Source organism: Bradyrhizobium diazoefficiens USDA 110 (assembly GCF_000011365.1).
GTDB lineage: Bacteria > Pseudomonadota > Alphaproteobacteria > Rhizobiales > Xanthobacteraceae > Bradyrhizobium > Bradyrhizobium diazoefficiens.
The window spans coordinates 5,678,876-5,703,560 of sequence record NC_004463.1 but is presented as its reverse complement, the minus strand read 5'-3'; the positions used below and the strand labels follow the sequence as shown (position 1 = coordinate 5,703,560).

The 24,685-nt window shown below is 64.5% G+C and carries 31 protein-coding genes; 19 read left to right on the top strand and 12 right to left on the bottom strand.

What is annotated here, in order from left to right; genetic code table 11:
- Positions 1-14: 14 nt before the first annotated feature.
- Entirely contained in the window at positions 15-653 is a 639-nt protein-coding gene (locus tag BJA_RS25940) for an HAD family hydrolase (RefSeq protein WP_011087905.1), read from the bottom strand.
- 70 nt (positions 654-723) lie between these two features.
- Entirely contained in the window at positions 724-1,047 is a 324-nt protein-coding gene (locus BJA_RS25935; RefSeq protein WP_133415023.1) for a hypothetical protein, read from the bottom strand.
- A gap of 163 nt (positions 1,048-1,210) precedes the next feature.
- Between BJA_RS25935 and BJA_RS25930 the strand changes: the two genes are divergently transcribed.
- The 8 genes from BJA_RS25930 to BJA_RS25895 all read left to right on the top strand — a co-directional run bounded on the left by BJA_RS25930 (position 1,211) and on the right by BJA_RS25895 (position 7,283).
- Complete coding sequence (locus BJA_RS25930; RefSeq protein WP_135177275.1) at positions 1,211-1,405, top strand: hypothetical protein; 195 nt, start codon at positions 1,211-1,213, stop codon at positions 1,403-1,405.
- Between the two features lie 87 nt (positions 1,406-1,492).
- The gene (locus BJA_RS25925) at positions 1,493-1,741 is read left to right on the top strand and encodes a hypothetical protein (protein WP_038966366.1); all 249 of its coding nucleotides are present in this window, start codon (positions 1,493-1,495) and stop codon (positions 1,739-1,741) included.
- Between the two features lie 75 nt (positions 1,742-1,816).
- Positions 1,817-2,188, top strand: a complete 372-nt coding sequence (locus BJA_RS25920; protein WP_011087904.1) for a hypothetical protein — start codon at positions 1,817-1,819, stop codon at positions 2,186-2,188.
- Between the two features lie 10 nt (positions 2,189-2,198).
- The gene (locus BJA_RS25915) at positions 2,199-3,125 is read left to right on the top strand and encodes a class I mannose-6-phosphate isomerase (RefSeq protein WP_011087903.1); all 927 of its coding nucleotides are present in this window, start codon (positions 2,199-2,201) and stop codon (positions 3,123-3,125) included.
- Positions 3,122-5,407, top strand: coding sequence for a glycosyltransferase family 4 protein (locus BJA_RS25910; RefSeq protein WP_011087902.1), 2,286 nt, complete (start codon positions 3,122-3,124; stop codon positions 5,405-5,407). The genes BJA_RS25915 and BJA_RS25910 overlap by 4 nt, the downstream gene beginning before the upstream one ends.
- Before the next feature lie 34 nt (positions 5,408-5,441).
- Positions 5,442-6,740, top strand: a complete 1,299-nt coding sequence (locus BJA_RS25905; RefSeq protein WP_011087901.1) for a glycoside hydrolase family 130 protein — start codon at positions 5,442-5,444, stop codon at positions 6,738-6,740.
- A 55-nt stretch (positions 6,741-6,795) separates the two neighbouring features.
- Positions 6,796-7,038: a hypothetical protein gene (locus BJA_RS25900; RefSeq protein WP_027548121.1), complete on the top strand. Its 243-nt coding sequence runs from the start codon at positions 6,796-6,798 to the stop codon at positions 7,036-7,038.
- A gap of 44 nt (positions 7,039-7,082) precedes the next feature.
- Entirely contained in the window at positions 7,083-7,283 is a 201-nt protein-coding gene (locus tag BJA_RS25895; RefSeq protein ID WP_011087899.1) for a hypothetical protein, read from the top strand.
- 70 nt (positions 7,284-7,353) lie between these two features.
- Here BJA_RS25895 and BJA_RS25890 read toward each other — a convergent pair whose 3' ends face one another.
- Positions 7,354-8,370, bottom strand: a complete 1,017-nt coding sequence (locus BJA_RS25890; RefSeq protein WP_038966365.1) for a TRAP transporter substrate-binding protein — start codon at positions 8,368-8,370, stop codon at positions 7,354-7,356.
- Positions 8,371-8,409: 39 nt separating this feature from the next.
- Here BJA_RS25890 and BJA_RS25885 point away from each other — a divergent pair, with 39 nt between their 5' ends.
- The 4 genes from BJA_RS25885 to tsaA all read left to right on the top strand — a co-directional run bounded on the left by BJA_RS25885 (position 8,410) and on the right by tsaA (position 11,297).
- Positions 8,410-9,432: a lytic transglycosylase domain-containing protein gene (locus BJA_RS25885; RefSeq protein WP_236842075.1), complete on the top strand. Its 1,023-nt coding sequence runs from the start codon at positions 8,410-8,412 to the stop codon at positions 9,430-9,432.
- Positions 9,433-9,687: 255 nt separating this feature from the next.
- Positions 9,688-10,428 (top strand): AzlC family ABC transporter permease, encoded by a 741-nt coding sequence (locus BJA_RS25880; RefSeq protein WP_011087896.1) that lies wholly within the window; start codon positions 9,688-9,690, stop codon positions 10,426-10,428.
- The gene (locus BJA_RS25875) at positions 10,425-10,775 is read left to right on the top strand and encodes an AzlD domain-containing protein (protein WP_011087895.1); all 351 of its coding nucleotides are present in this window, start codon (positions 10,425-10,427) and stop codon (positions 10,773-10,775) included. The genes BJA_RS25880 and BJA_RS25875 overlap by 4 nt, the downstream gene beginning before the upstream one ends.
- Positions 10,776-10,805: 30 nt before the next feature.
- Positions 10,806-11,297 carry a tRNA (N6-threonylcarbamoyladenosine(37)-N6)-methyltransferase TrmO gene (tsaA, locus tag BJA_RS25870; protein ID WP_011087894.1) on the top strand — a complete coding sequence of 164 codons (492 nt, stop codon included), beginning with the start codon at positions 10,806-10,808 and terminating at the stop codon, positions 11,295-11,297.
- Positions 11,298-11,418: 121 nt separating this feature from the next.
- Here tsaA and BJA_RS25865 read toward each other — a convergent pair whose 3' ends face one another.
- The 4 genes from BJA_RS25865 to BJA_RS25850 form a co-directional block, all read right to left on the bottom strand.
- Positions 11,419-11,847, bottom strand: coding sequence for an HIT family protein (locus tag BJA_RS25865; RefSeq protein WP_011087893.1), 429 nt, complete (start codon positions 11,845-11,847; stop codon positions 11,419-11,421).
- 60 nt (positions 11,848-11,907) lie between these two features.
- On the bottom strand, positions 11,908-13,164 hold the full coding sequence (locus BJA_RS25860; protein WP_011087892.1) for a GNAT family N-acetyltransferase: 1,257 nt from the start codon (positions 13,162-13,164) through the stop codon (positions 11,908-11,910).
- A 228-nt stretch (positions 13,165-13,392) separates the two neighbouring features.
- Entirely contained in the window at positions 13,393-14,139 is a 747-nt protein-coding gene (locus tag BJA_RS25855) for a glycerophosphodiester phosphodiesterase (RefSeq protein ID WP_011087891.1), read from the bottom strand.
- Between the two features lie 5 nt (positions 14,140-14,144).
- Positions 14,145-14,612 carry a RidA family protein gene (locus tag BJA_RS25850; RefSeq protein WP_008130072.1) on the bottom strand — a complete coding sequence of 156 codons (468 nt, stop codon included), beginning with the start codon at positions 14,610-14,612 and terminating at the stop codon, positions 14,145-14,147.
- Positions 14,613-14,860: 248 nt separating this feature from the next.
- Here BJA_RS25850 and BJA_RS25845 point away from each other — a divergent pair, with 248 nt between their 5' ends.
- The 3 genes from BJA_RS25845 to BJA_RS25835 all read left to right on the top strand — a co-directional run bounded on the left by BJA_RS25845 (position 14,861) and on the right by BJA_RS25835 (position 16,812).
- Positions 14,861-15,706: a cell envelope integrity EipB family protein gene (locus BJA_RS25845; protein WP_028171560.1), complete on the top strand. Its 846-nt coding sequence runs from the start codon at positions 14,861-14,863 to the stop codon at positions 15,704-15,706.
- Between the two features lie 293 nt (positions 15,707-15,999).
- On the top strand, positions 16,000-16,401 hold the full coding sequence (locus BJA_RS25840) for a RidA family protein (protein ID WP_028171561.1): 402 nt from the start codon (positions 16,000-16,002) through the stop codon (positions 16,399-16,401).
- A gap of 12 nt (positions 16,402-16,413) precedes the next feature.
- Positions 16,414-16,812, top strand: a complete 399-nt coding sequence (locus tag BJA_RS25835) for an NUDIX hydrolase (RefSeq protein ID WP_011087887.1) — start codon at positions 16,414-16,416, stop codon at positions 16,810-16,812.
- 36 nt (positions 16,813-16,848) lie between these two features.
- Here BJA_RS25835 and BJA_RS25830 read toward each other — a convergent pair whose 3' ends face one another.
- Positions 16,849-17,256, bottom strand: coding sequence for an ACT domain-containing protein (locus BJA_RS25830; RefSeq protein ID WP_011087886.1), 408 nt, complete (start codon positions 17,254-17,256; stop codon positions 16,849-16,851).
- Between the two features lie 199 nt (positions 17,257-17,455).
- On the opposite strand from BJA_RS25830, the gene BJA_RS42405 reads away from it, so the two are divergent.
- On the top strand, positions 17,456-17,611 hold the full coding sequence (locus tag BJA_RS42405; protein ID WP_165448163.1) for a hypothetical protein: 156 nt from the start codon (positions 17,456-17,458) through the stop codon (positions 17,609-17,611).
- A 16-nt stretch (positions 17,612-17,627) separates the two neighbouring features.
- Here the strand turns inward: BJA_RS42405 and BJA_RS25825 are convergent, their stop codons facing one another.
- Positions 17,628-18,920, bottom strand: a complete 1,293-nt coding sequence (locus BJA_RS25825) for a DNA polymerase IV (RefSeq protein WP_011087884.1) — start codon at positions 18,918-18,920, stop codon at positions 17,628-17,630.
- Positions 18,917-19,228 (bottom strand): DUF3572 domain-containing protein, encoded by a 312-nt coding sequence (locus tag BJA_RS25820; protein ID WP_011087883.1) that lies wholly within the window; start codon positions 19,226-19,228, stop codon positions 18,917-18,919. The genes BJA_RS25825 and BJA_RS25820 overlap by 4 nt, the downstream gene beginning before the upstream one ends.
- 237 nt (positions 19,229-19,465) lie before the next feature.
- Here BJA_RS25820 and BJA_RS25815 point away from each other — a divergent pair, with 237 nt between their 5' ends.
- Positions 19,466-19,831, top strand: coding sequence for a response regulator (locus BJA_RS25815; protein ID WP_007603272.1), 366 nt, complete (start codon positions 19,466-19,468; stop codon positions 19,829-19,831).
- A gap of 14 nt (positions 19,832-19,845) precedes the next feature.
- Positions 19,846-21,219, top strand: coding sequence for a PleD family two-component system response regulator (locus BJA_RS25810; RefSeq protein ID WP_011087882.1), 1,374 nt, complete (start codon positions 19,846-19,848; stop codon positions 21,217-21,219).
- Positions 21,220-21,515: 296 nt separating this feature from the next.
- Here the strand turns inward: BJA_RS25810 and BJA_RS25805 are convergent, their stop codons facing one another.
- Positions 21,516-22,097, bottom strand: a complete 582-nt coding sequence (locus BJA_RS25805; RefSeq protein WP_038966373.1) for a TetR/AcrR family transcriptional regulator — start codon at positions 22,095-22,097, stop codon at positions 21,516-21,518.
- A gap of 131 nt (positions 22,098-22,228) precedes the next feature.
- Between BJA_RS25805 and BJA_RS25800 the strand changes: the two genes are divergently transcribed.
- Positions 22,229-23,461: an MFS transporter gene (locus BJA_RS25800; protein ID WP_011087880.1), complete on the top strand. Its 1,233-nt coding sequence runs from the start codon at positions 22,229-22,231 to the stop codon at positions 23,459-23,461.
- Between the two features lie 112 nt (positions 23,462-23,573).
- Here the strand turns inward: BJA_RS25800 and BJA_RS25795 are convergent, their stop codons facing one another.
- Complete coding sequence (locus BJA_RS25795; RefSeq protein ID WP_028171568.1) at positions 23,574-24,521, bottom strand: helix-turn-helix transcriptional regulator; 948 nt, start codon at positions 24,519-24,521, stop codon at positions 23,574-23,576.
- Positions 24,522-24,685 lie beyond the last annotated feature (164 nt).

Here is a 24,685-nt window from a genome sequence, read left to right as displayed (position 1 = left end):
CCGGGATGGGCGTCCTACGCCAGGCAATGGCCGAGCAAGTCCGGATGCGCGGCACAGATGTGATGCGCGCCGGCGTCCCGCAGCTCGGCCTCGCTGCCATAGCCATAGAGCACGCCGATCGCGGTCATGCCGTTGGTCCGGGCGCCGACCACGTCATGGCTGCGGTCGCCGATCATGATCGCACTGGTGGGATCGACCCTGGCCTCGTCGAGGGCGTAGCGGAGCAGGTCGCGCTTGTCGACGCGCGTGCCGTCGAGCTCGGAGCCGAACACGCGTTCGAAATAGGGCTTCAGGCCGAAATGATCGACGATGCGCGTGGCGTAGACCGCGGGCTTGCTGGTGGCGACGAACATGCGCGGTGTTGTCGCGGCCAGCGTCGCCAAGGTGTCCGTGATGTCGGCATAGGCCTCGTTTTCGAACAGGCCGATATCGGCAAAGCGCTCACGATAGAGCAGCAGCGCCCGGTCGGCGAGCTCGTCGGTGCCCGTCAGCTTTTTCAGGCTGGCATGCAGCGGAGGCCCGATGCACCAGGTCAGCTTGTCCTCGCTCGGCACCGCGAGGTTCAAGCGTTCAAGTGCATATTGGATCGAGCGGGTGATCCCAGGCTTCGGGTTGGTCAGGGTGCCGTCGAGATCGAAATAGATTGTCATCATCAATGCGGAACCGGCGTGGAGACTGCCGCCCGTTGCTAATTGGATCAGGCCTCAAGTCAAGACCCTTGCATCATGCTGTCGTGCGCATTCGACGATCAGAATGCAGCGCGACCAAGCTGAATAATGCCTGGCGGCGCTGAGCTTGTTCCGGACAATGCAATCTCCCGGTATGCGTCGGTCGGCACAGGCTGCGGAGAGGTTCAGGAAGGCGGCGCTCGCGGACAGATTTGGCGAGGAAATCAGGAGCAATCTCGGATCCGGCGCCGTCAGCCGTCTTGTTGCCTCGGCATTTCAGACAATTTGAAATGGTTGGTCCGTCGAAATCGCGTTCGCTGATGTCGCGCCCCGTTATAAAGCTCGCTATTGGCGGGACGTAAGCGTAGAGTCGCGTCATCACCGCCCTTCCCACGGCTTCCATCGGTGACTGAGGGTCACGAGCGCTCCCGCCGAACGAGGAAGAGCGTGCATGCCTCGATTTCGTCTGGCCGACTGGATCGTGCCGCCGGTGATCGTCCCGATGTTTCTGCTGCTTCTGGTGGCTGTGGCGGCTTTTCTGCGTGGATAGGACGCCACTGCAATATCTGGTGAGCGCGCGCGATCAAAGCGGCTACGTCAGCTTGGGTCGCACCACAACGGCTGCCGCTTTGAAGAAGGCGAGGGAGCTGTTGCAGGAAGGCTATCTCGACGTGCGGATATGCACACCGCAAGGCCGGATTCTGCTCTCCGATGAGTTCGACCAGTTCGAGGCATGAGGTGACGCCTGCGGTTCGTCACATGGCGCGCCCGGGTCCATCGCAAGAGAATGCCTCGTGTGAACGCCGCCCCGGAAAGGTATCTGGATGAAAACGCTCCTTGTCGTATTGACGCTCGGCGCATTCGCGCAAGGCGCTATCGCCGGTGAATCTGCCTGCCGCGAGATCGAAAGCACGAGCGGACGGCTCGCCTGTTACGACGCCGCGTTTCCTCCGAAGGTGAAGAAGTCCATTGCCGTGGAAATCGACATATCTCGGGCCCCATACAAGGATCCATTCGTCGCGGAAGAGGCCCGAACCGCGGCGAAGCTGAAGAATATCTGTCGCGGTTGTTGAGGCTTGTAACCAGGCAGCGCGGGCGTGGCAGCGGGCTGACGGCGTGAACGAGCGCCATTAACAGGAGGATCTGTCATGTCACTTACACAATTTGGCGTCGATGACGGGCCACATACCATGGACGGGCTGCGACTGAGCGCGCGGGATGGCGCTGAGCCGGTCGAGGCGTTCATTGGCCGCAAGGTGATGGATATCTGGGTCGCCTCGGTCGCGCATCGTGTCGGCAAACAAAGCCTGTTCCGTGGTCAGTACAATGCGCTCGGCAAACTGAATCTTGCGTCGATCGAGCGCATCGTCAGTGCAAAGTACCAGCTTGGAGTCACGCTCAACCGCCAACACCCGTTTGTCGAGGTTCTGGTCTCGGACATTGAGGAAAGTGGTGAGGCCCTTGATCTGAGCGAGCTCGTGCGCGAGCCGTTGCCGCCGGCATTCCATCGGCTGGCTTGAGCCGGTCAGGATGACCATCGAGCATGCCGCCGTCGAGATCGCCCGCAAACCCTGGGGCCGCGTCGATCTGCGTCCCTGGAGCAGCATCGACGCTTCGGCTGATCCGGTCGGTGAGTTGCGGCTTGGGCGTATCGACAAGCGTGCGCCCAGCCCGGCGCTCCTGCTCAAGCTGCTGTTCACCAGCCAGCCCTTGTCGATCCAGGTTCACCCGAATGACGAATTCGCACACGCCATCGGCTTGCCGAACGGGAAGACCGAGGCGTGGTACATCCTGTCGGCGCCGCCGGGCGCGCGGGTTGCGCTGGGGTTGAAGCGGAAACTCACGCCGCAGGCATTGCGCGCGGCAATCAGGGACGGCTCGATTGCGGGCCATGTGCAATGGCGTCCTGCCGCGCCAGGCGACGTCATCTTCGTTCCCGGCGGCACGATCCACGCCATCGGCGCCAATATCGTGCTCGCCGAGATTCAGCAGCAGAGCGATACGACATTCCGTCTGTTCGATTTTGGCCGGCAGCGCGAGCTGCATGAGGACAGTGCCGTGGCCGCCTCCGATGCCTGGCCGCCGCCAACGCAATTGCCTCCGCGGCGTCTCACCGACGGTCGTACGGTTCTCGTCGCGAGCTCGCCTTTCGTGCTCGAGCGGATCGATCTTCAAGCCAATTCGCATTGGGAGCTCGATACCGATCGGGAAGCCTGGCTCCTCGTGATCGACGGGAAGGGGCGCATCGGACGGGCGAACGTGACCGTCGGAGAGGCCATCTTCATTGAGGCCGACAGCGCCGGTATCGACATTGGCCCGAGCGGGATGAGCATCCTGCTCGCCTATCCGGGACCGGATCCCATCGCATCCTTGCTGCAGGATTGTACGGGACTGACGAAAAATTCCACCGCCGCTCAGGCGCCGACATCAAGTGAAATCATCGAGGTACCGACATGACGCCGCTCCACCGTATCGCCGTCATCGGCAACTCGCTGCCTCGCCGATGCGGAATTGCAACCTTCACGACCGACTTGCACAAGGCGATCTCGATGTCGCGTGCGGATCTGGAGACCAGCATCGTGGCGATGACCGATCCCGGTCAGGCCTACGACTATCCTCCGGCGGTCGCTTTTCAGATCAAGGACGGCCATATCGACGACTACATGCGCGCCGCTGATTTCCTCAATGCCGGCCGGTTCGACATCGTGTGCCTCCAGCACGAATTCGGGATTTTCGGCGGCGAGGCCGGCGCCCATATCCTGGTGCTGTTGTCGCGCCTCACCATGCCGGTCGTGACGACGTTCCATACCGTGCTGGCGCGTCCGACGGCCAAGCAACGCGCCGTCGTGGAGCGTATCGTCGACGCGTCGTCGAAGGTCGTGGTGATGGCCAACAAGGGCCGGGAGCTGTTGCGTGACGTCTACCTGGTGCCGGACGACAAGATCGAGGTAATTGCGCACGGCATTCCCGATGTCGCATTCGTCGGGTCCGACGCAGCGAAAGCCAGGCTCGGATTTGCGGGAAAGTCGGTCATTCTGACCTTCGGCCTGCTATCGCCAAACAAGGGCATCGAGGTCATGATCGACGCCATGCCGTCGATCATGAAGCGCTGCACGGACGCAGTCTACGTCGTGCTCGGCGCAACGCACCCGAATCTGGTTCGAGACCAGGGCGAGGCCTATCGCGAGGGCCTGATGGCGCGGGTGCGTGAACTTGGCATCCAGGATCACGTGGTGTTCCTCGATCGGTTCGTCGATCTGGCAACGTTGCTCGAATTCATTTCGATGTGCGACGTCTATGTCACGCCCTATCTCAACGAGGCCCAGATGACGTCGGGGACGCTAGCCTACAGCTTTGGGCTGGGGAAGCCGGTGGTCTCGACGCCGTACTGGCACGCCCGCGAGTTGCTCACTGAGGGATGCGGAGTCCTGGTGCCGTTCGGCGATGCCGCCGCGATCGGCGGCGAAATCGCAAACTTGCTCACCGACGACGTGCGACGGCAGGCGATGTCTCGGCGCGCCTATGCCGCGAGCCGAATGATGACGTGGGAATGCACGGCCGAGCGTTACATGTCGGTCTTCGAGACGGCACGGCACGGTCACCGGCCCAGGGTGTTTGCGCGCTCCGACATGGGCTTGCCGGGACTGCGTGGCCCCGCGCCGCCGGATATGCAGATCGGCCACTTCCTGTCGATGTGCGACGATGTCGGCCTGCTCCAGCATGCGGTGCACTCGGTGCCCGATCGCGCACACGGCTATTGCGTCGACGACAACGCCAGGGCGTTGCTGCTGGCCTGCGCCCTCAACAGTCCAGGCGAGCAACCGCTGTCGGAGGTCCTGACGGCCCGCTTTGCCGCCTTTGTGCAGCACGCGTGGAACCCCGACACCGGGCAGTTTCGCAACTTCATGGGCTTCAATCGCACCTGGCTTGAAGACAGGGGCTCCGAGGACAGTCACGGGCGAACCCTCTGGGCCTTGGGTGAGGCGGCGCGCACGGACGCGAGCCCGGCGCGGCGCCGGTGGGCTGCGGCCTTGTTCGCGCAGGCATTGTCGATCGCGGAGAGCTTTCGTTCGCCCCGCGCGTGGGCCTTCATGCTGCTGGGTTTGGACGCCTACTGCGCCGTGGCGCCGGACGATCTCCATGCCAGGGAAGTGCGGCATTCCCTTGCCGCCAGGTTGATGTCCTGTCTGGCGTCGGTGGAGACGCCGGACTGGGTGTGGTTCGAGGAGGGGCTGGCCTATGACAACGCGCGATTGCCGCAGGCCCTGATGCTCGCGGGCATGGCGACGCAAACGCCTCAATATATCGATGCGGGATTGCGGTCGTTGCGCTGGCTCATGACGCAACAAACGACCGCGGCAGGTCAATTCCGGCCGGTCGGCACCTCTGGCTTCGGCGAGCAGCGGCAGCATCCCCGTGCCTTCGACCAGCAGCCGGTGGAAGCAACGGCGACGATTGCGGCCTGCCTCACGGCGTGGCGTGCGGATGGCGATGCCGAATGGAAGGCCATGGCAACGCGAGCCTTCGCCTGGTTTCTCGGCAGCAATGATCTCTCGGTGGCGCTGGTCGATCCGCTCACCGGCAGTTGCCGCGATGGCTTGCACCCCGATCGCGCCAACGAAAACCGCGGGGGCGAGTCGGTCGTTTGCTATCTCCTCGGCCTTGCCGAGATGCGTCAGCTTGCGCGCGTCAACGCGAGCCTGACAAGGCCGATCGCGTTGCGCGCCGTTGGCGCCTGAACTTCACCCTCTTATCCAGCGAGCCGAGGATACCGTGTCACAACCTTCCTTCCTGAACCGGCAGGGACTTCATCTGCGCCCCGATCCAGCGCGGGTCATCGTGCGGCCGTTCAAGCCGGCGACCGAACCGCGCGATCTCAATCCGACCGACAAGATGCGCGCAAATCATATCGTCGAGCGGGTTCTCGCACTCAATTCGGAAGCCGTTGCGGCCCAGCTCGCGGACGTCCTCGATAATTTCGAGGGCCGACATCGGAACCTCCTGGAGAGGTTCGAGGCCCGCGCCGACGATATGGAGGATGCTTTCGCAACGCATGGTATCTTCTCGAAAGCCCAGCGCCAGCTGATCGGCGCCTATTTTCTCAGCGAGTATTCGTTCGAGGCCTCAGCCTTGTTCAATCCGAGCATCGTACCGCACCCCGATCAATCCGGTAGCCCGGAGGGCGGCAAACGCTTCATCCTCAGTCTCCGGGCGATCGGCGAAGGGCATGTGTCGTCGCTGACGTTTCGAACCGGAACGATCGCGGCTGACGGGAGCCTGACCGTCGATCCGACGGCTCGCCTTGCCTCGGTCCCGCGGATCAGCCATCGCGCATCCGGCCCGGACGGCGACCGGGTCGAGCTGACGTTCAGGCCCGAGGAAGATCTCAGCGAGCGTGTCATCTTTCCCGTGACCGAATCCCAATCGAACGGCATCGAAGATGCGCGCTTTGTCCAATTCAGCGACGGCGATCGGAAGACCTATTACGCGACCTACACGGCCTACAGCGGGCGGGCGATCCGGTCCGAATTGATCGAGACCAGCGATTTCGTGTCGTTTCGACTGGCGCCTTTGCGGGGCGCTGCGGCCCACAACAAGGGCATGGCGCTGTTCCCGCGCAAGATCGGCGGCAGCTATGCCATGATCGCGCGACAGGACAATGAGAACCTGTATCTGGTCTATTCGGACGACCTCTCCACATGGGAGGGCGGCCGGGCCCTTCTGAAACCGCAGTTTCCCTGGGAGTTCGTCCAGATCGGCAATTGTGGGTCGCCGATCGAACTCGACGAAGGCTGGCTGCTGCTGACGCATGGTGTCGGCCCTATCCGGAAATACTCGATCGGAGCGGCGCTGCTCGACAAGCACGATCCATCCAGGGTGCTGGCGCGTTCGAGCGAGCCGCTGCTGCGGCCTGAACCATCCGAGCGCGAAGGGTATGTCCCCAACGTCGTCTATACCTGCGGCGCGATGAGGCACAATGACCAGATCATCCTGCCATATGCCGTGTCGGACACCTTCTCCAGTTTCGCAACGATCAGGATTTCCGCGCTCATGGATGCGATGCGACGCTGAGCGTTCGCAGTCGTTGACGTCACTTCCGTTTGCCAACAGGGTCAGAGGAGCCGTCATGGTTCGCCAAACAACCTACGTCGTGCAGGCGTTCAATGCCGGCAAGGGCGGGAATCTCAAGGCCGACTCTCCGATCGTCTGCAAATCGGAGAGCGGCGCGCTGCGAACGGCGGAGAGACTGGCCTTGAGCAAGCTCGGTGTCGTTGCGTTCTCGTCCAGCGGCGATGCCGAAATGGGTGACTATGACGATGAGCCGACGGTGTTTTTCCGGAAAGGCGAGCTTCCGGCCGGCTTCGACTAAAGTCCCTGGTTGCGATCGAGAAGATATTTTTCAGAGGAGCCTACATGAGCGAGCGACTTGAAACCCTGAAGAAGGCCCGCGATCGCATGATCGAGGACAGAGACGCGCATGCGAAAGTGCTGGCCGCTCCCTTTGTGCGCGACACGGCCGAGCGGGCGCGCAACAAGTTCGTCGAGATTCAGGCGCTGATCGACGCCCTCGACCGCGCCATCAGCGGCGAAAGCCTGGTGCCCGTCAAGAACTGAGGCAGCGCAACGGGAAATCAGCCGACATCTCGTCGCAGGGGAGCGGTCGCATGCCGATGGCTGCGACCCCTTATTGCTGTCTCGCCCATTCGACGATCGCCGCCGCATCCGCGCCGGCCTGGGTCTCCCAGGTGGCGATCGTGTCCGTCGCGGCGTTGCGGAGTGCGGTGACGAGGGACGGCGGTGCGGGCTCGGCGATGTTGACGCCGTTGTCGCGCATGCGCGCATAATTCTCGGTCGTGCGATGGGCCAGCAGCGCGAACTGGCTCTGCTCGGTCTCGGCCGCAGCCGCCATCACCTCGCGCTGCATCGGCTCGGACAGCTCCGCGAACGCCTCGCTGCGGACGAAGGCGATCGAGACCGGCATCGCATAGTTGATGGCCGTGAAGTGCGGCAGGAAGTCCCAGAGCTTGCGTCCCGCGCCGCCGTCGCCGGAGGTGAGGAACGCGTTCAGCTGGTGCTCCTTCAATCCGGCGAGCGCTTTGTCCATCGGCAGGAACTGCGCATTGGCCCCGGCCGCGCGCATCACCGCGCTGGAACTGGCGTCATAGGCCCGCAGGTTCAGCTTTGGCAGATCGTCGGCGCCTGCGAGCGCATGATCCGACCAGAGGCCCGTCGCCGGCCAGATCGTCAGATAGAGCAGCTTGAGACCGCGGGCGGCGAACGCCTTTTCGTAGAGTGGGCGTGCCCGCGCATTGGTGGCGCGAGCGACGTCGACCGATTGCACCAGGAAGGGCAGGGTAGAAAGGGCGAGCACCGGGTCGAGGCCGGACAGTGCGCCCGCAAAGGCATCGCCGCCGGCGATCCGGCCGTCCAGCGCCGCGCGCGGCATCTCGCCCGAATTGATCTTGAGCTCGTTGTCGAAGGCGTTGGCCACGGTCACGAAACCGTTAGTGCGCACCGCGACGCGGTCGGCGAAAGTGGTGAGGCCAATCCCGGAAATGTTGTTTTGCGGATATTCCGTGGTCATCCGCCAGTTGACCTGCGCTATGGCCGGCGCGGCGGACAGGACCAGGGCGGCGAGGGCAAGGATCGCGCGGATCCGTTTGGCGGGGGAACGCATTGGGAGAAGCAGGGCAGGCAGCATATACTGGCAACTCGTCGAACCATGGCACGATGCCACAACATGGCGGATCAGCTTCTCGCATGCCGCGCCGGCGTGCGCCACAGCGATGCTTGGGCAGCGTTGGCGCGAATTGCATCACTCGCCGTTGCCGTGCTGCTGACCTCTGCGACAGAGGTCGCGGCAGGGGACAGCTCGCCCGCGGGGACCGACGTCGCGGTGCCGAGCGTCGAGGAGCTGGCGCCGCCGCCGCAGAAGCCAGCGGATGCGCGCGAGAGCGACACGCGGGAGTCCATCTGTCTGATCGTCGAGGCGGCCGCGCGGGACGCCAACCTGCCGCTGGAATTCTTCGCCCGCGTGATCTGGCAGGAGAGCCGCTTCCAGGCCGATGCGGTGGGTCCGATGACCCGTAGCGGCGAGCATGCGCAGGGGATCGCGCAGTTCATGCCGGGCACCGCGAGCGAGCGTGGGTTGCTTGACCCGTTCAATCCGGTTCAGGCCTTGCCGAAATCGGCCGAATTTTTGAACGAGCTGCGCAACCAGTTCGGCAATCTCGGGCTTGCGGCGGCCGCCTACAATGCGGGGCCGCGCCGCGTCCAGGAATGGCTGGCCGGCACCGGCCCGATGCCGGAGCAGACCCGCAATTACGTCTATGCCATCACCGGTGCGACGGTGGATGCCTGGGCGAAGGCCGGCGGTACCGGCAAGGGCCCGCCGAGCGCGCCGCCGACGAGCTGCCGCGATCTCATGGCCCTGTTGAAGCGCGCGCCGAATCCGTTCGTCGCCGAGCTCGAGCAGCATGTAGAGCTGGCCGCCGCGAAGATCTGGGGCGTGCAGCTCGCCGCCGGCTTCGACCGCAACAGGGCATTGGCGATGTATTCCCGTGCCGTCACGCGGCTGAGCGCGGTGATCGGCGAGCGCGATCCGAGCCTGCTGAGTTCGGTGATGCGCAGCCGCGGTACGCGCGCGTTCTACCAGGTGCGCATCGGCGCGGATACGCGCAGCGAGGCGGATGATCTCTGCAACCGAATCCGCAAGGCTGGCGGTGCCTGCTTCGTGCTGAAGAACCGCGGTGTGAGCGGGTAGGGCAACTCTCTCCCGCCGTCATTCCGGGGCGCGCCCCTTGGCGCGAACCCGGAATCCATTGTTCAACAATCTCTGCGGCCTGATGGATTCTCAGATGCGCAATTGCGCATCATAGCTCGCGACTTCGTCGCGCCCCGGAATGACGGCGGCGGGTGTTGGCCGTGCGCATGCCAGCTCCGCCGCGCGGTTCCTTGACGCGGACCGCCGCATTGCCCGTTATGCAGGCACGATTCCGCAACCCCAGCCGGCCGTCCCGTGGCGCTTCCTCCGCTCGATTCACCTCAATGGCAAAGTCCCTGCCGCGCCTTTGCGTGGGGGCTGCGCTCGATCACGCAGACGATCCTCACCATCGTGCTGTTCGTGACCTATCTCGGCATCGGCGCGCTCGCCCACGACACCCATTTCAGCCTGCTCTGGGCGCTCTGCTCGACGCTGTTCGTCTGGGCAGGCCCCGCGCAGATCATCCTGATCACGACGCTCGGCTCGGGCGCGACCGTCATCCAATCGGCGATCGCGGTGACGGTCAGCGCGATCCGCCTGTTTCCGATGGTGGTCTCGGTGCTACCGCTGATGCGCACGCCGAAGACGAAACGGCGCGAGCTGGTCTTCGCCGCGCATCTCACCGCCGTGACGCTCTGGGTCGAATGCCACCGCTTCCTGCCGCAGGTGCCGCGCGAGCGGCGCATCGCCTTTGTCCACGGGCTCGGCTGTGGCCTGGTCTCGGTGTGCCTCACCGCCAACACGGTCGGCTATTTCCTCGCCGCCAACCTGACGCAGACGCTTGGCGCCGCGATCCTGCTGCTGACGCCGCTGTCCTTCCTGTTCTCGACCGCGCGCAACAGCCGCGAGGTCGCCGACGTGGTCGCGCTGGCGCTCGGGATTCTGCTCTATCCGCTGGCGGCGAAGATGAACTCCGGCCTCGACATCCTCGTCAGCGGCGTGGTGGCCGGGTCGATCGCCTACGGCGTGCATTGGTGGCGGGAGGTGCGCGCATGAGTTTCGCACAGCTCATCGGCGACTGGCATGCGCTCGCAGTCCTGTTCGTCGCCGGCGTCGTGCCCAACCAGATCTGGCGCATGCTGGGCCTGTGGTTCGGCGGCGGTATGGACGAGGGTTCCGAGCTGCTGGTCTGGGTGAGGGCGGTCGCCACCGCGATCCTGGCCGGCGTTATCGCCCAGATTGTGGTCGAGCCGCCGGGCGCATTGGCAAGCGTGCCCGATGTCCTGCGCTACGGCGCGGTCGGCGCCGGCCTCGTTGTCTTCCTGCTGACCCGCCGTTCGATCTTCGCGGGCGTTGTCACGGGCGAAGTCTTCATGCTGGCCGGCACGTGGTGGTTGGGCTAAAACCTTCGCGAACAGCAAGGAACTGGAAATATGGTTCGCGAAAACGAGCTCCGCGAGGGCGAGGTCGCCATCGAGCTGCCGCCCGCAGAGGATGCCGGCCTCGTCTTCATCGGCCGCATCCGCACGCCCTGGACGTCGCGGCTGGAGACGCCGCGGCAGGGGCGGCACGACGGCCCGATCTGCCGCCTCGAGATCTTCGAGCCGTTCGTGCCGGCCATCAAGGGCGTCGACTTCTACAGCAATCTCGAAGTGCTCTACTGGCTCGACAAGTCGCGCCGCGACATCATCCTGCAAAGCCCGAAGAACAACGAGAAGACCCGCGGCACGTTCTCGCTGCGCTCGCCGGTCAGGCCCAACCCGATCGGCACCTCGATCGTCAAGCTGGTCGGCATCGAGGGCAATGCCATTCTGGTGCGCGGGCTCGATTGTCTCGACAACACGCCGCTGATCGACATCAAGCCTGACCGCTGCGAGTTCACGCCGCTGGCCGCGCCGCAAGCCGGGGATTTCCAGACGGAGTAGTCGTCATTCCGGGGCGATGCGAAGCGTCGAGCCCGGAATCCATCGGGCCGCAGAGATCGTCGTGAAATGGATTCCGGGCTCGCGCCAAGAGGCGCGCCCCGGAATGACGATGTGGAGAAAGTCAGCCCGCCTTCAGCGCCGCGATCAGCTTGGTCGCGTTCTCTTCCAGCACCTTGACGTCTTCCTTACGGCTCGCGGGCGGCAGCATCGCCACCCCGTCGTGGCGCGGCAAGACGTGCATGTGCAGGTGAAACACCACCTGTCCGCCGGCTGGCTCGTTGAACTGTTGCACGGTGATGCCGTCGGCCTTGAACGCCTTCATCGCCGCGGCGGAGATCCTGTGCGCGCCGCGAGCGACATGGGCGTAGTCGTCGGGCTTGATGTCGAGGATGTTGCGGGCAGGGGCCTTCGGGATCACCAGCGTATGGCCCGGCACCCGCGGCATGATGTCGAGGAAGGCGAAGACATGCTCGTCCTCATAGACCTTGTGGCAGGGAAACTCGCCGCGCAGGATCTTTGCGAAGATGTTGTTGGTGTCGTAGGCGGTCATGGCAGCTCCTCGGCGGCTCCTCGGAATTTTGCGCTTACTGTCACCAGCCGCATCGAACCGTCAAGGCGCCTCGTCGGCGCCTTTCCGGAACGGGCCGAGCTCGGCCAACTCCCGTCCGGCCTCGGCGACATAGGCGCGCTCGCGCTTGAGGTAATCGTCGATGGCGCGGCGCAGGCCCGGATCGGCAATGAAGTGGGCGGAATGGGTCGTCTTCGGCAGGTAGCCGCGCGCGATCTTGTGCTCGCCTTGCGCGCCGGCCTCGACGTGTGTGAGGCCGCGGGTGATCGCGAAATCGATCGCCTGATAGTAGCAGACCTCGAAATGCAGGAACGGATGATGCTCGACCGCGCCCCAGTTGCGGCCGAACAGCGTGTCCGAGCCGATGAAGTTGATCGCGCCCGCGATCCAGCGGCCATTGCGGCGCGCCATCACCAGCAGCACGTCCTCGCTCATGGTCTCGCCGATCAGCGAGAAGAACTCGCGCGTCAGATACGGACGGCCCCATTTGCGCGAGCCGGTCTCCATGTAGAATTCGAAGAAGGCGTCCCAGGCCTCCTCGGTGATGTCTTTTCCGGTGAGCCAGTGGATCGTGATGCCGGACGCGAGCGCGTCGCGGCGTTCGCGCTTGATCGATTTGCGGTGGCGCGAGTTCAGGGTGGCGAGGAAGTCGTCGAAGCTCGCAAAACCCTCGTTGTGCCAGTGGAACTGCTGGTCGGTGCGCTGGAGGAAGCCGTGCCCGGCGAGCAGCTTCCACTCCGCCTCCCGCGCGAAGGTGACGTGCACCGAGGAAGCCTTGCTGACCCCGCACAGCGCCACCAGCCCGCTCGCCAATGCCTCCATGATGCGCTCGCGGTCGACACCGTCGCGGACCAGCAGCCGCGGCCCGGTCGCCGGGGTGAAGGGAACCGAGACCTGGAGTTTGGGATAGTAGCGCCCGCCGGCCCGCTCGTAGGCGTCAGCCCAGCCGCGGTCGAAGACGTATTCGCCCTGCGAATGCGATTTCAGATAGCAGGGCACGACGCCGGCAACGCGGCCGTCGATCTTGGCGATCAGATGCCGGGGTCCCCATCCGGTGCGGATCGTGGCCGAACCCGATTTCTCGACGGCGGAGAGAAACGCGTGCGAGACGAACGGGTTATAGGCAGGCTTTAAGAGACCGGCCGAATCGCCTGGAAGCCCGGATGAGGATCCCTTGCCATGCCCGTTGCAAGCCTTTTCGATAAGAGCCTTGCCGGGATTTGCGCAGGCGTCCCAATCTTCGGGCGACACTTCGCCAATGGACGGTACGGCCTCGAGCGTGATTTCGGTTGATGCCATCGTGCCCAAGATCGTGCATTGCAGCAGCGACTTCAAGAGGGCGGGAACTGAGGTGTAGATGCAAACGCGGTATCAGCGATTGTGCAAAGATCTATCCCGAGTCGTCCTGGCGATAGCCAGGACCCATACCCACGGAATTTGGTTTGGCGATGACTCGGAGTTGCAGCTTCGGGCCACGACTCCTCCCTGGGGTAATGGGTCCTGGCTTTCGCCAGGACGACCCTAGGGCTACGGCACGAACCCCTCAAAGATCATCTGGTCCGCATACTGCCCGACCCGCGTCCGCTGCTCGGGCGTGCGGACGGTCCAGCCGAGCAGGGCGCAGCCGAACACATTGCGGGCGATCCAGGGGGCGGGTGCCGGGAGGTGGTCGACCTTGAAGGCGACGAAATGCGGCTGGGTCTGGAAGCCGTGGCGCAGGTACAGCATGCTGTCGCGCTGCGCCTCGGTCAGCTTGGCCCAGTACTCGTCTTCATAGCTCCGCTGCGCGACGATGCCGCGCGGGCGGGAGGGCAGCAGCTCGCGCAGCGCCAGCACCTGGTCGGGATCGAAGGACATGCCGACCGCGGGGCCCTGATAGGACGCCAGCACCTCGGCCATCCGCTTCACCAGCTTGCGGTCGCCGCCAAAATGGCTCTTCACCTCAATCACCAGCGGCACCCGGCCGCCAACCATGGCGCAGAGGTCGGACAGCGACATCATCCGCTCGTCCGTGTCCTTGAACCTGATCGCCCTCAGCTCCGCCGCGGTCCTCTCGATCACCTCGCCGGTGGCCTCGGTGAGGCGGCCGAGCGCATGGTCGTGATGGACCATGGCCTCGCCGTCGGCCGAGAGCTGGATGTCGACCTCGATCGAGAAATTGCCTGCGATCGCAGCCTGGACCGCGCCCGGCATGTTCTCGACGATTCCGCGGGAAATGTCGTGCAGGCCGCGATGGGCGACCGGCCGGGCTGTCAGCCAATCAGGGGCGCGCATTCGCGTCAGGCGACCTCGAACACACCCTCGACCTCCACCGCCGCATCCGCGGGCAGCGAGGCGACGCCGACGGTGGTGCGGGCATGGCGGCCCTTGTCACCGAAGGCGGCAACCATCAGGTCGGAGGCACCATTGAGCACCTTCGGCCCGTCGAGGAAGTCCGGCGCCGAATTGATGAAGCCGCCGAGGCGTACCACGCGCACGACCTTGTCGAGGTCGCCGAGGGCCGCCTTGACCTGGGCCAGCAGGTTGACGGCGCAGCCGCGCGCGGCCGCGGCGCCTTCTTCGATCGAGACGCCGGCACCCAGCTTCCCCTTGGCGATCAGCTTGCCCGCGGGATCGAAGCAGACTTGGCCGGAGACGAACAGCAGATTGCCGGTGCGCACGAACGGCACGTAGTTGGCCACGGGGGTGGGCGCCTCGTGCAGCTTGATGCCCTGTTCCGCCAGCTTCTGCTCGACCGTGCCCGCCATCTTCGACCTCGTTGTCCAAAAATCATCCACCCCGGGCGCGTCCCATCGGCGGCCCGGGCGCGCCCTGTTTCGCCCATCGTGCCGCCACATGCAAGCAACCCCGGCGGGCTGCATTTTGTTGAGGCAGGGCAGGAGGTTCAGGGCGAGGGCCGCAACTTTACGTGAAACGGCCTCAGTTGCGACGCAATGGAACGGTCATTAAAATGTCGAATCTGCGCTTCCCAAGGACGCATCTTCAAGGAACAGACATGATGCACCTTTTCCGGACTTCGCTCGGTGTGATGGCGCTCGCGGCGGCCGCTTGTGGCCCCGGCGGCGGGGCGCTGGCCGCCAACGGTCCGTTCCTCGCGCATCAGGCGCTCTATGACCTCAGCCTCGTCAAATCGCGTTCCAATTCGGTCAACAGCGCGCGCGGCCGCATCCTCTACAATTTCACCGGAAGCTCCTGCGAGGGCTACACCTCCGAATTCCGCCAGGTCTCCGAGCTCGACAGCGGCGAGGGCAAGATCACGCTCAGCGACCTCCGCTCCAACTCCTGGGAGGACGCCGCGGGAAAAAGCTACCGTTTCAAGATCGAGACGCGGATGAACGAGGCCGACGCCGGACGGGTCGACGGATCGGCAGAGCGCGACGGCGACCACATCAACGTCAAGCTGAAGCTGCCGGCGCCGAAGAGCTTTACGCTCGACGGCAAGATCGTGTTCCCGACCGAGCAGATCCAGCGCATCATCGCCGCCGCCAAGGACGGCAAGTCGCTGCTCGAGCTGTCCGTCTATGACGGCTCCGACGACGGCCAGAAAGTCTACAACACGCTGACCGTGATCGGCCAGCCGATCCCCGCCGACCGTGCCTCCTCGACCGATCCGTCCACCACGGACGAGCACATGAAATCGCTCAAGCGCTGGCCCGTCACCGTCAGCTATTTCGACCGCGACGCCCAGCAGAAGGAAGGCGAGCAGACGCCGATCTATGCAATGGCATTCGAGCTCTATGAGAACGGCGTCTCGCGCCAGCTCGTGCTCGATTACAATGATTTCGTCATCTCGGGCGCGATGGGCAAGTTCGACGTCAAGGACAGCAAGCCCTGTAATTGAACGTCGATCGTCATTCCGGGGCTCGCGAAGCGAGAACTATGGTGCGCAATTGCGCACCTGAGAATCTCGAGATTCCGGGTTCGGTCCTGCGGACCGCCCCGGAAGGACGGCGAGAGTTGTTTGTCGGCTCTCACTCGGTGTCGTCATTGCGAGCGCACCGAAGCAATCCAGAATCTCTCCGAGGAACGATTCTGGATTGCTTCGTCGCAAGAGCTCCTCGCAATGACGGGCTGGCCCTCAGCTCCCTCTCCCGCTACGCTCTCTCCCAACCACAAACCTCCGGGAGCCCCTCCATGCCCAAGCTCGACCATCTCCGCCCCAGCGGCCTGCACCACAATCCGGCCTATTCCCACGTCGTCACCGCCACGGGCGCGCGGACGATCTACATCTCGGGCCAGGTCTCGACCGACGAGGAGGGGCGGATCGTCGGCGAGGGCGATATCGCCGCGCAGACGACGCAGGTGATGCAGAATCTCGGCCTGGCGCTGAAGGCTGCCGGCGCGAGCTACGCCAACATCGTCAAGATCACGACCTTCGTGGTGAACTACAAGCCGGAATTGCGCCCGATCATCGGCAAGGCCCGCTCCGCCTTCTTCGAAGGCATGGAGCCGCCGGCCTCCACCCTCGTCGGTGTCTCCGCGCTCGCCGCGCCGGAATGGCTGATCGAGATCGAGGCGGTGGCGGTCGCGGATTGAGGTGCGGACGGAATGACTTTGCAGAATTCCATTCGGATCGCTGCTGCCTTGATGAGCAGGAGCGATGGGCGCGTCCTGCTGGTCAGGAAGAAGGCTACCGAAAGCTTCATGCAGCCCGGAGGAAAGATCGAGACCGGCGAGCATCCGCAGGACGCGCTGAGGCGCGAATTGTCGGAGGAGCTCGGGATCGATATCGATCCGAGCGAGATGACCTATGTCGGGCGATACACTGCGCCTGCCGCGAATGAGCCGGGCCGGCAGGTCGATGCGGAAGTTTTCCGCATCGTCATTGCGCATCGGGTCGCTCCGGGAGCCGAGATCGAGGAGATTCTCTGGCTCGATCCGTCCACGCCCGGAGCTGTCAAACTCGCGCCTTTGACGCGGGACAACCTACTTCCGCTGTGTTCGTGAATCCCGTAGCCCGGATTGTGCTTCGCTCCACCCGGGCTACGAGTGCCTTGCTTTGGACATCTCCCGCAGAACGGCCATCGCCTCATCGGCCTGGTCGACAGCCACAAAGAGATGGTCGTGGTGGAAGGCCGAAACGGCATTCACGCTGATGCCGGCTTCGGCCAGTCGCGCCGTGATAGCCGCCAGAAAGCCCACCGCATCGAGTGCGGAGTGAACTGTCAGCGTGATCAGGCGCGATGCAAACGCGTAGCGTAAGCCTGATGCCACGGCTTCTTCGCGTGGGATCACCAGCGTCGTTCCTTCCTGCTCGCGGAACGTCAGCAGTGGGTTGACCGCTGCGGGAATGGGCTCGTTGGGCGGGATCGTGCAAAACACGAAGGCGCCGGGCTGCATCTCCGGCTTCGTGTTTCTCAACAGCACGCTGAGGTCGCGTTCGCCTGTCACGGTGCCAGCTCCTGGGCGGGCGGGATCGTTTGAGCCCTTGGGAAGCTATCGGCGCCGGAAGCCGTTGGAGTCACGGTCAACATACCTTTGTATATCTCTTGCAATCCTTCTCATACGCTGACCTTACGCTGGTACAATTGAGCGACGGCGGGAGATTCTTACAATTTGAGTCCACTCGGGTCACTGCGAGGAAGCTCAAATGAACGTCATCATTCGAAAGCTCAACGGCCTGTGGCACCTCGTCGTCGGGTCTTGTCAGATCCGAACTCCGTTCCTGGAGACTCAGGATCGGCAGTTGGTCGTTCAGTATGCCCGGCGCGTCTATCCGGGTGCGCGGATCTTCGAACGCGACTGAATTGAGCAGGACTCGATCACTCCTGCTGTCCTGTTTCGGGACCATCATACGCGATGCCACGAATGACGGCGGAGTTGCCGAACTTCTTGCGCAGACTGTCCACCGCGCGCTCGGCGTGGGCGGCGCGGCGGTCGAGCATGTCGGTGTCGTCGGCGGGCGAGCCTTCGCGCAGCGCGCTGACGCCGGCGCCCATCAGGCGGAAGGCGGTGCCGTCGATTTCCTTGGCCAGCATCTCGCGGCAGATCGAAAAGATCTTTGCGGCGAGCTGCGTTGGCGCTGCGATCGACTGCGAGCGCGTGCGCTGGCGGAAGTCGGCGGTCTTCAGCTTCAGCGTGACGGTCGAGCCGGCAAGCTCGCTGCTCTTCAGCCGCGACGACGTCTTCTCGCAGAGGCGCCAGAGAATCTTCTCCAGCGTCGCGAAATCGCGGATGTCGGTCTCGAAGGTGGTTTCGCTGGAAATCGTCTTGGCGCCCCGATCGGGCTCGACGCGGCGGTCGTCGATGCCGCGGGCAAGCCGCCACAGCCGACGGCCGTCGCTCGGAAATTGCCGCATCATCTCGATCTCGTCGGCCTTCTGAAGGTCGGCGATGATGCGGAAGCCGCGTTGCACCAGGCGTTCCTGCGTCGCAGGACCGACGCCGAAGATGAAGCCGACCGGCCTCGAAGCCAGCATCAAACGCGCTTCCTCCTGATCGAGTGCGGCAAAGCCGCGCGGCTTGTCGAGGTCGGAGGCGATCTTGGCCAGGAACTTGTTGCAGGAGAGGCCGACCGAGACGCTGATGCCGATGTCGCGCTCGATATTGCGCGCAAACCGCGCCAGCACCTTGGCCGGGATCATGCCGTGGACCCGCTCGGTGCCGGAGAGATCGAGGAAGGCCTCGTCGATCGAGAGCGGCTCGACCAGCGGCGTCAGCGCCTGCATGGCCTGGCGTACCTCGCGGCCGACGCGGACGTATTTCGCCATGTCGGGACGGATCACGATCGCGTGCGGGCAGGCATCGAGCGCCTTGAACATCGGCATCGCCGAGCGCACGCCATAGGTGCGTGCGATGTAGCAGGCGGCCGACACGACGCCGCGCTTGCCCCCGCCGATGATGACGGGCTTGTCGGCGATGTCAGGATTGTCGCGCTTCTCGACTGTCGCATAGAAGGCGTCGCAGTCGATATGGGCGATGGTCAGGCTCGAGAGCGCGCGGTGGCGGACGAGGCGAGGGGAACCGCAAGCCGAGCAGCGCCGCACGCCCATATCCAGATCGACCAGGCAATCCCGGCAGAAGCAGCGGGGCCCGGCCGGGTCGGAGACGGTCACGGCACGTCGCGCTCCCAGGTCCGGTCGCCGAGCGCGTCGCCCAGCACCTGCCGCGCCGCGGCAACGTTGGTCGGATGCAGCTCCGAGGCCGTGGCAAAGGCCTTCACGGTCGCGTCATCGCGCAGCACGAAATCGAGTACGCTGAGGAGGAAATTGGGGTCCGAGGCGGCGTTCCGAAGGGTCTCCGGGCCGACACCTGTCTCGGCCAGGAACAGGCCCAGCCGCTCGGGCTCGCCCGCGACAAAGGACAATGCCTGAATCGCAACGATTTCAGCGACTTCGCGGGGGTTGTGAACAGGCTTTTTCAAGGGCCCAGTTTGCCTTTCCGTTAACTTTCAGTGTCTACTTTGGAATATGCCCGAGTCTCGCGCCTGAGTCTTGCGACGCCCGACAAGCAACTGGAAACCACATCGCAGAAAGTGGCCCCTCGGGTTTAACGAAACTAGAGCGAATCTGAGGCTAGTTTGAATCCAGTTTTCGAAGCGCCGGGGAGCGGCGCCTGAGGCGTCACATGTATCGGGCTTCGTGCCAATCAGGAGGACGGGATGGCTAAGACCGTCCTGATCGTGGAAGACAACGAGCTCAACATGAAGCTCTTCCGCGACCTGTTGGAGGCGCACGGTTACCAGACCACGGGCACCAGCAACGGCTACGAGGCGCTGGATCTCGTTCGGAAAATGCGGCCCGACCTCGTGCTGATGGATATCCAATTGCCGCAGGTCTCGGGCCTGGAGGTGACGCGCTGGATCAAGGACGATCCGGAGTTGCGCTCCATTCCCGTCGTCGCGGTCACGGCCTTCGCGATGAAGGGCGACGAAGAGCGCATCCGCGAGGGCGGCTGCGAAGCCTATTTGTCCAAGCCGATTTCGGTCGGCAAGTTCATTGAGACGGTCCGGCGTTTTATCGGATAGGAAGTGAGTTCAAAGTGTCCGCGCGTATCCTGGTTGTCGATGACGTTCCTGCCAACGTCAAACTCCTCGAGGCCCGGCTTTCCGCCGAATATTTCGACGTGATGACCGCCTCGAACGGCACCGAGGCGCTGGCGATCTCTCGCCGCGCCGAATGCGACATCATCCTGCTCGACGTGATGATGCCCGACATGGACGGCTTCGAGGTCTGCCGCCGTCTGAAGACCGATCCGGCGACGCACCACATCCCCGTCGTGATGGTGACGGCGCTCGACAGCCCGTCCGACCGCAACCGCGGGCTGGAAGCGGGCGCCGACGATTTCCTGACCAAACCCGTCTCCGACGTCGTGCTGATCGCACGCGTGCGCTCGCTGACGCGGCTGAAGATGATGACCGACGAGCTGCGCATGCGCGCCATCACCTCGCTCGAGATCGGCATGCAGGCGCCGGAGCGCACTGCGGTCGCCGACACCGGCAAGGGCGGCCGCATCCTGCTGGTCGACGACCGCCAGTCCTCCTATGAGCGGCTGGCGAGCCTGCTCGCCGCCGAGCACACCGTCGATGTCGAGCCGAACCCGACCGAAGCGCTGTTCCACGCCGCCGAGGGCAATTACGACCTGCTGATCGTCTCGCTCGACCTCAACAATTTCGATGGCCTCAGGCTGTGCAGCCAGGCGCGCTCGCTGGAGCGCACGCGCCACGTGCCGATCCTGGCGATCGCGGACCCCGAGAATTCGACGCGGCTGCTCCGCGGCCTCGAGATCGGCGTCAACGACTATCTGCTGCGACCAATCGACAAGACCGAACTCTTGGCCCGCGCCCGCACCCAGATCCGCCGCCGCCGCTACACCGATCATCTGCGCGACAACGTGCAGAACTCGATCGAGATGGCGATCACCGACACGCTCACCGGCCTGCACAATCGCCGCTACATGGAGAGCCATCTGGCGACGCTCGCCGAGCAGGCCGCAACCCGCGGCAAGCCGCTCGCGCTGATGATCCTGGACATCGACTATTTCAAGTCGATCAACGACAATTACGGCCACGATGCCGGCGACGACGTGCTGCGCGAATTCGCGGTGCGCGTGCGCAAGTCGATCCGCGGCATTGATCTCGCCTGCCGCTATGGCGGCGAGGAGTTCGTCATCGTGATGCCGGAGACCGATCTCCACGTCGCCGGCATGGTCGCCGAGCGCCTGCGCCGCTCGATCGCGGGCGAGCCGTTCGCGATCCACAAGGGCACCAAGCGCATCGAGGTCACGATCTCGATCGGCCTCACAACGCTGGAGCAGAAGGGCGAGGCGGTCACCGACGTCCTCAAGCGCGCCGACACCGCGCTGTACCGCGCCAAGCACGACGGCCGCAACCGGGTGGTGTCGCAGGCGGCGTGAGGGCGGCTCGCACAAAAGTCGCGAAAACAACCCCATGCACAGTAGCCGGCGCTAGCCGGATCAAGGGCTTACGCGGGTAGCAAACAGGCTTGCGCTGGCAGCGGCGCCATTTGACCCGTCGGGCAAGACAGGGGTATGTTGGTAGGATCGCGACGCCCCTGCAAACTTCGCTGTCATTCCCCGCGAAAGCGGGGAATCCAGTACGCCGCGGCCTCTCGGTTCAATCACAACCGCCTCTGGAATACTGGATCACCCGCCTTCGCGGGTGATGACACCTGACGATACGGGGACAGCGGCTATTTCGCGCGCTTGCGCTCCCCCACATCCACCCCCGCATTCCGCAGCAGCACCTTCGCCGCTTCCTTCGCGGCGCGCGCCATCGCGGGGTCGTCGCGGACGAGGTCCTGGGCGATCGAGCCGTCGACCAGCAGCACGAGCTGCGTGGCGAGCGCGTCCGCATTCGCAACGCCGAGTTCGTTGAGCCGCTCGCGAAACCAGACGCGGCGGCTTTCCTTGAAGGCGACCGCGATCTTCCTCACCGCGCGGTCCTTTGGGCCGAGCTCGGCCACCGCATTCACGAACGGGCAGCCGCGAAAATCCTTCGCCGCAAAACGGCGCTCCAGCGAATCGAAGGTGGCGAGGATCTGCTCGGCCGGCGGCTTGTCGGAGGGGCGCGGAGCTACGAAACGGCGCTCGAGGTAAGCCGCGATCAGCGCGTCCTTGGAGGGGAAGTGGTTGTACAGCGTGCGCTTGGAGATGCCGATCTCGGCCGCGATGGTGTCGACGCCGATGGCGCGAATGCCTTGCAGATAGAACAGCTTGTCGGCGGTCTCGAGGATCCGCTCCTTCATCGTCTGTGGGGTCGTCGGGGGAGCCATGCAGCAGCGCGCGTCCTGTTCGCTTGACAGCGTGCACCTTTTCATAGCCTAAGTACACAGGTCTGTGTAATCAAAATCAACTGATATTGCAGACGTCGGCGCTCGCGCCGCGCCCACGAGGGAGAAGAAACATGCCCCTGTTGCAGGTCCTGCGGCCGACATTGCCCATCCTGATCGGCGCCTCGATCATGCTGACTCTGAGCATGGGGTTGCGGCAGAGCCTCGGCATCTTCATGCAGCCGCTGACTCACGACATCCACATTTCGATCTCGGATTTCACGCTGGCGCTCGCCGTGCAGAACCTCGCCTGGGGCTTTCTCCAGCCGCTCGCCGGCGCGATGACGGTGCGCTACGGCTTCCGCCCGATCATGATCGTCGGCTCGCTGATGTACATCGCAGGCCTCATTCTGATGGCGACCGCGGGCGGGCTCGTCAGCATCATGATCGGCGCCGGCGTGCTGATCGGCACCTCGCTCGCCTGCACCGCGGCGGCGATCGCGATGTCGGTGGCCGCGCGCGCTGTGCCCGAGACCGTCCGGTCCACCGTGCTCGGCATCGTCTCCGGCGCGGGCTCGCTCGGCGCGCTGCTGTCCGCGCCGATCGGGCAGTTGCTCAACGAAGGCTTTGGCTGGCGCATCGGGCTCGCCGGCTTCGTCATCATGTCGGTGCTGATGATCCCTGCGGCCTGGTATGCGGGGCGTGTCGACAAGGTCCCGCTGCCGAAGCCGGCCGCCGACGATATCGGCGACGCCACGGCCGCATCGGTGGCGACGGCCGCGTTCGGCAACGCCTCCTTCGCGGTGATGACCTGCGCCTATCTCGTCTGCGGCATGCAGCTCGTGTTTCTCACGACGCACCTGCCGTCCTACCTCGCGATCTGCGGCCTCGATCCGATGCTGAGCGCGCAGACGCTCGGCATGATCGGCGGCTTCAACGTGCTGGGCTCGCTGTTCTTCGGCTGGGCCGGCCAGCGCTGGAATAAGCTCGCGCTGTTAGGGGGCATCTACATCCTGCGCTCGCTGGCGCTCGCCTGGTACTTCATGCTGCCGGCGACGTCGTTCTCGACGCTGCTGTTCGGCGCCATCATGGGCTTCCTGTGGATGGGTGTAGGGCCGCTGGTGGCAGGCGCGGTCGCCGAGATGTTCGGCCTGCGCTGGCAGGCGATGATCCAGGGCCTCGCCTTCATGAGCCACCAGATCGGCAGCTTCCTCGGCGCCTACGGCGGAGGGGTGCTCTACGACGCGCTCGGCTCCTACACCATGGCCTGGCGCATCGGCGTCGCGCTCGGTCTTGCCGGCGGCATCGTGCAGGTGGCGTTCGCGCTGATCCGGCCGTCGCAGCCGCCGGTGCTGCGGACGGCGTAGCCGGGGCGGGGACTCGTGAGCGGCGGTTTGGGGGGATGCGGATGTCGCAGGATCTCACGGAAATGAGCTGTAGCTGCGCAGCCGATTGCAGCGCCTGCAGGGCGATTGCTGCTTAACGGAGACGTCGCCGCCAGTCGCTCGGTGTCACGCCGGCGAGTTTTCTGAACGCCGCGGCAAAGGCGGTTTGGGAGGCGTACCCGAGCGCCGCTGCGATCGAGACGACCGAATCGTCAGTATCGCGCAGCATGTTCATGGCTTGCTCGAGTCGGTACTGGCGGAGCCAGGCATGCGGCGAGAGCCCTGTGCTTTCCTTGAAGGCACGACAGAAATGGAAGCGTGACAGGCCGGCATCCGAAGCAAGCATCGCGAGAGAGACATCGGAATCGCTCTCCGAGCGCAGGCGATCGATCGCGCGGCGGAGGGCTGTTGGCGACAGCCCGCCGATCAGTGCCTGGATCGCGGTAGGCGAACCGACGTGCGCGGCCAAGATGCGGGTGGCCAGGAGATCTGTCAGTTGATGTCTGAACAAGGCATCCAGGGCCGCATTGCCGTCCAGTGCATCCGCTGCACTCAGCAGCAGGCGGGATGTGATGGGATCGGGATGCCCCGTTCGCTCCATGAGGTCGCCAGGTGCAGCCGCGCGGGCTTCCCGGGCAACACGATCGAGCGTCGTGTGGGGGAGGTAGAGCTGAACGACATTGATGTCCCCGGCAATGTCCCATCGGGCGCTTGAGCCTGCCGGAATGATCGTCACCACGCCGGAACGGGCCGTTCCGATCGCGACCGACTTGCCGGCGCGCCGCTCAAGTCGCTGCACGCCGCACGGGTAAGTCATGACGACATGATTGGCCATGGGTTCAACGACGTCATGTAGCGCGCCATGTTTCCAATGGGCGATGGCGCCGCCCAACGGATCGGAGGCCATACGAATTGGCGCGGTCTTGAGGACCCGCGCCATCTCCACATCGGCCGGGCGGAGCTCGGGAACCGGAACGTCCCTCGGGTGCGCCGCCGGCGAGAACAGAGCCGCCAAGGGATCGTGCAAGATGGTTTTGTTCATGGGCTTGTGCTCGACATTGTCGTGCGCCGTCCTATCCGATGGCGAACAAGCTAAGCCCAACCGTCGCGAATGGCCCGTCATGCGTTGTGAAATGTTGTTAGGGGGCGTCAGTCCTTCCCCTTGGTAGTGTGAGGACTGCACGGCAATTTCCCGACCGTTGGCCT

Coding starts and splice junctions, on each gene's coding strand:
- BJA_RS25940 (WP_011087905.1), bottom strand. CDS start 653: ATGATGACAATCTATTTCGATCTCGACGGCACCCTGACCAACCCGAAG.
- BJA_RS25935 (WP_133415023.1), bottom strand. CDS start 1,047: ATGACGCGACTCTACGCTTACGTCCCGCCAATAGCGAGCTTTATAACG.
- BJA_RS25925 (WP_038966366.1), top strand. CDS start 1,493: ATGAAAACGCTCCTTGTCGTATTGACGCTCGGCGCATTCGCGCAAGGC.
- BJA_RS25920 (WP_011087904.1), top strand. CDS start 1,817: ATGTCACTTACACAATTTGGCGTCGATGACGGGCCACATACCATGGAC.
- BJA_RS25915 (WP_011087903.1), top strand. CDS start 2,199: ATGACCATCGAGCATGCCGCCGTCGAGATCGCCCGCAAACCCTGGGGC.
- BJA_RS25910 (WP_011087902.1), top strand. CDS start 3,122: ATGACGCCGCTCCACCGTATCGCCGTCATCGGCAACTCGCTGCCTCGC.
- BJA_RS25900 (WP_027548121.1), top strand. CDS start 6,796: ATGGTTCGCCAAACAACCTACGTCGTGCAGGCGTTCAATGCCGGCAAG.
- BJA_RS25895 (WP_011087899.1), top strand. CDS start 7,083: ATGAGCGAGCGACTTGAAACCCTGAAGAAGGCCCGCGATCGCATGATC.
- BJA_RS25890 (WP_038966365.1), bottom strand. CDS start 8,370: ATGCTGCCTGCCCTGCTTCTCCCAATGCGTTCCCCCGCCAAACGGATC.
- BJA_RS25885 (WP_236842075.1), top strand. CDS start 8,410: ATGGCGGATCAGCTTCTCGCATGCCGCGCCGGCGTGCGCCACAGCGAT.
- BJA_RS25875 (WP_011087895.1), top strand. CDS start 10,425: ATGAGTTTCGCACAGCTCATCGGCGACTGGCATGCGCTCGCAGTCCTG.
- tsaA (WP_011087894.1), top strand. CDS start 10,806: ATGGTTCGCGAAAACGAGCTCCGCGAGGGCGAGGTCGCCATCGAGCTG.
- BJA_RS25865 (WP_011087893.1), bottom strand. CDS start 11,847: ATGACCGCCTACGACACCAACAACATCTTCGCAAAGATCCTGCGCGGC.
- BJA_RS25860 (WP_011087892.1), bottom strand. CDS start 13,164: ATGGCATCAACCGAAATCACGCTCGAGGCCGTACCGTCCATTGGCGAA.
- BJA_RS25855 (WP_011087891.1), bottom strand. CDS start 14,139: ATGCGCGCCCCTGATTGGCTGACAGCCCGGCCGGTCGCCCATCGCGGC.
- BJA_RS25850 (WP_008130072.1), bottom strand. CDS start 14,612: ATGGCGGGCACGGTCGAGCAGAAGCTGGCGGAACAGGGCATCAAGCTG.
- BJA_RS25845 (WP_028171560.1), top strand. CDS start 14,861: ATGATGCACCTTTTCCGGACTTCGCTCGGTGTGATGGCGCTCGCGGCG.
- BJA_RS25840 (WP_028171561.1), top strand. CDS start 16,000: ATGCCCAAGCTCGACCATCTCCGCCCCAGCGGCCTGCACCACAATCCG.
- BJA_RS25835 (WP_011087887.1), top strand. CDS start 16,414: ATGACTTTGCAGAATTCCATTCGGATCGCTGCTGCCTTGATGAGCAGG.
- BJA_RS42405 (WP_165448163.1), top strand. CDS start 17,456: ATGAACGTCATCATTCGAAAGCTCAACGGCCTGTGGCACCTCGTCGTC.
- BJA_RS25815 (WP_007603272.1), top strand. CDS start 19,466: ATGGCTAAGACCGTCCTGATCGTGGAAGACAACGAGCTCAACATGAAG.
- BJA_RS25805 (WP_038966373.1), bottom strand. CDS start 22,097: ATGGCTCCCCCGACGACCCCACAGACGATGAAGGAGCGGATCCTCGAG.
- BJA_RS25800 (WP_011087880.1), top strand. CDS start 22,229: ATGCCCCTGTTGCAGGTCCTGCGGCCGACATTGCCCATCCTGATCGGC.
- BJA_RS25795 (WP_028171568.1), bottom strand. CDS start 24,521: ATGAACAAAACCATCTTGCACGATCCCTTGGCGGCTCTGTTCTCGCCG.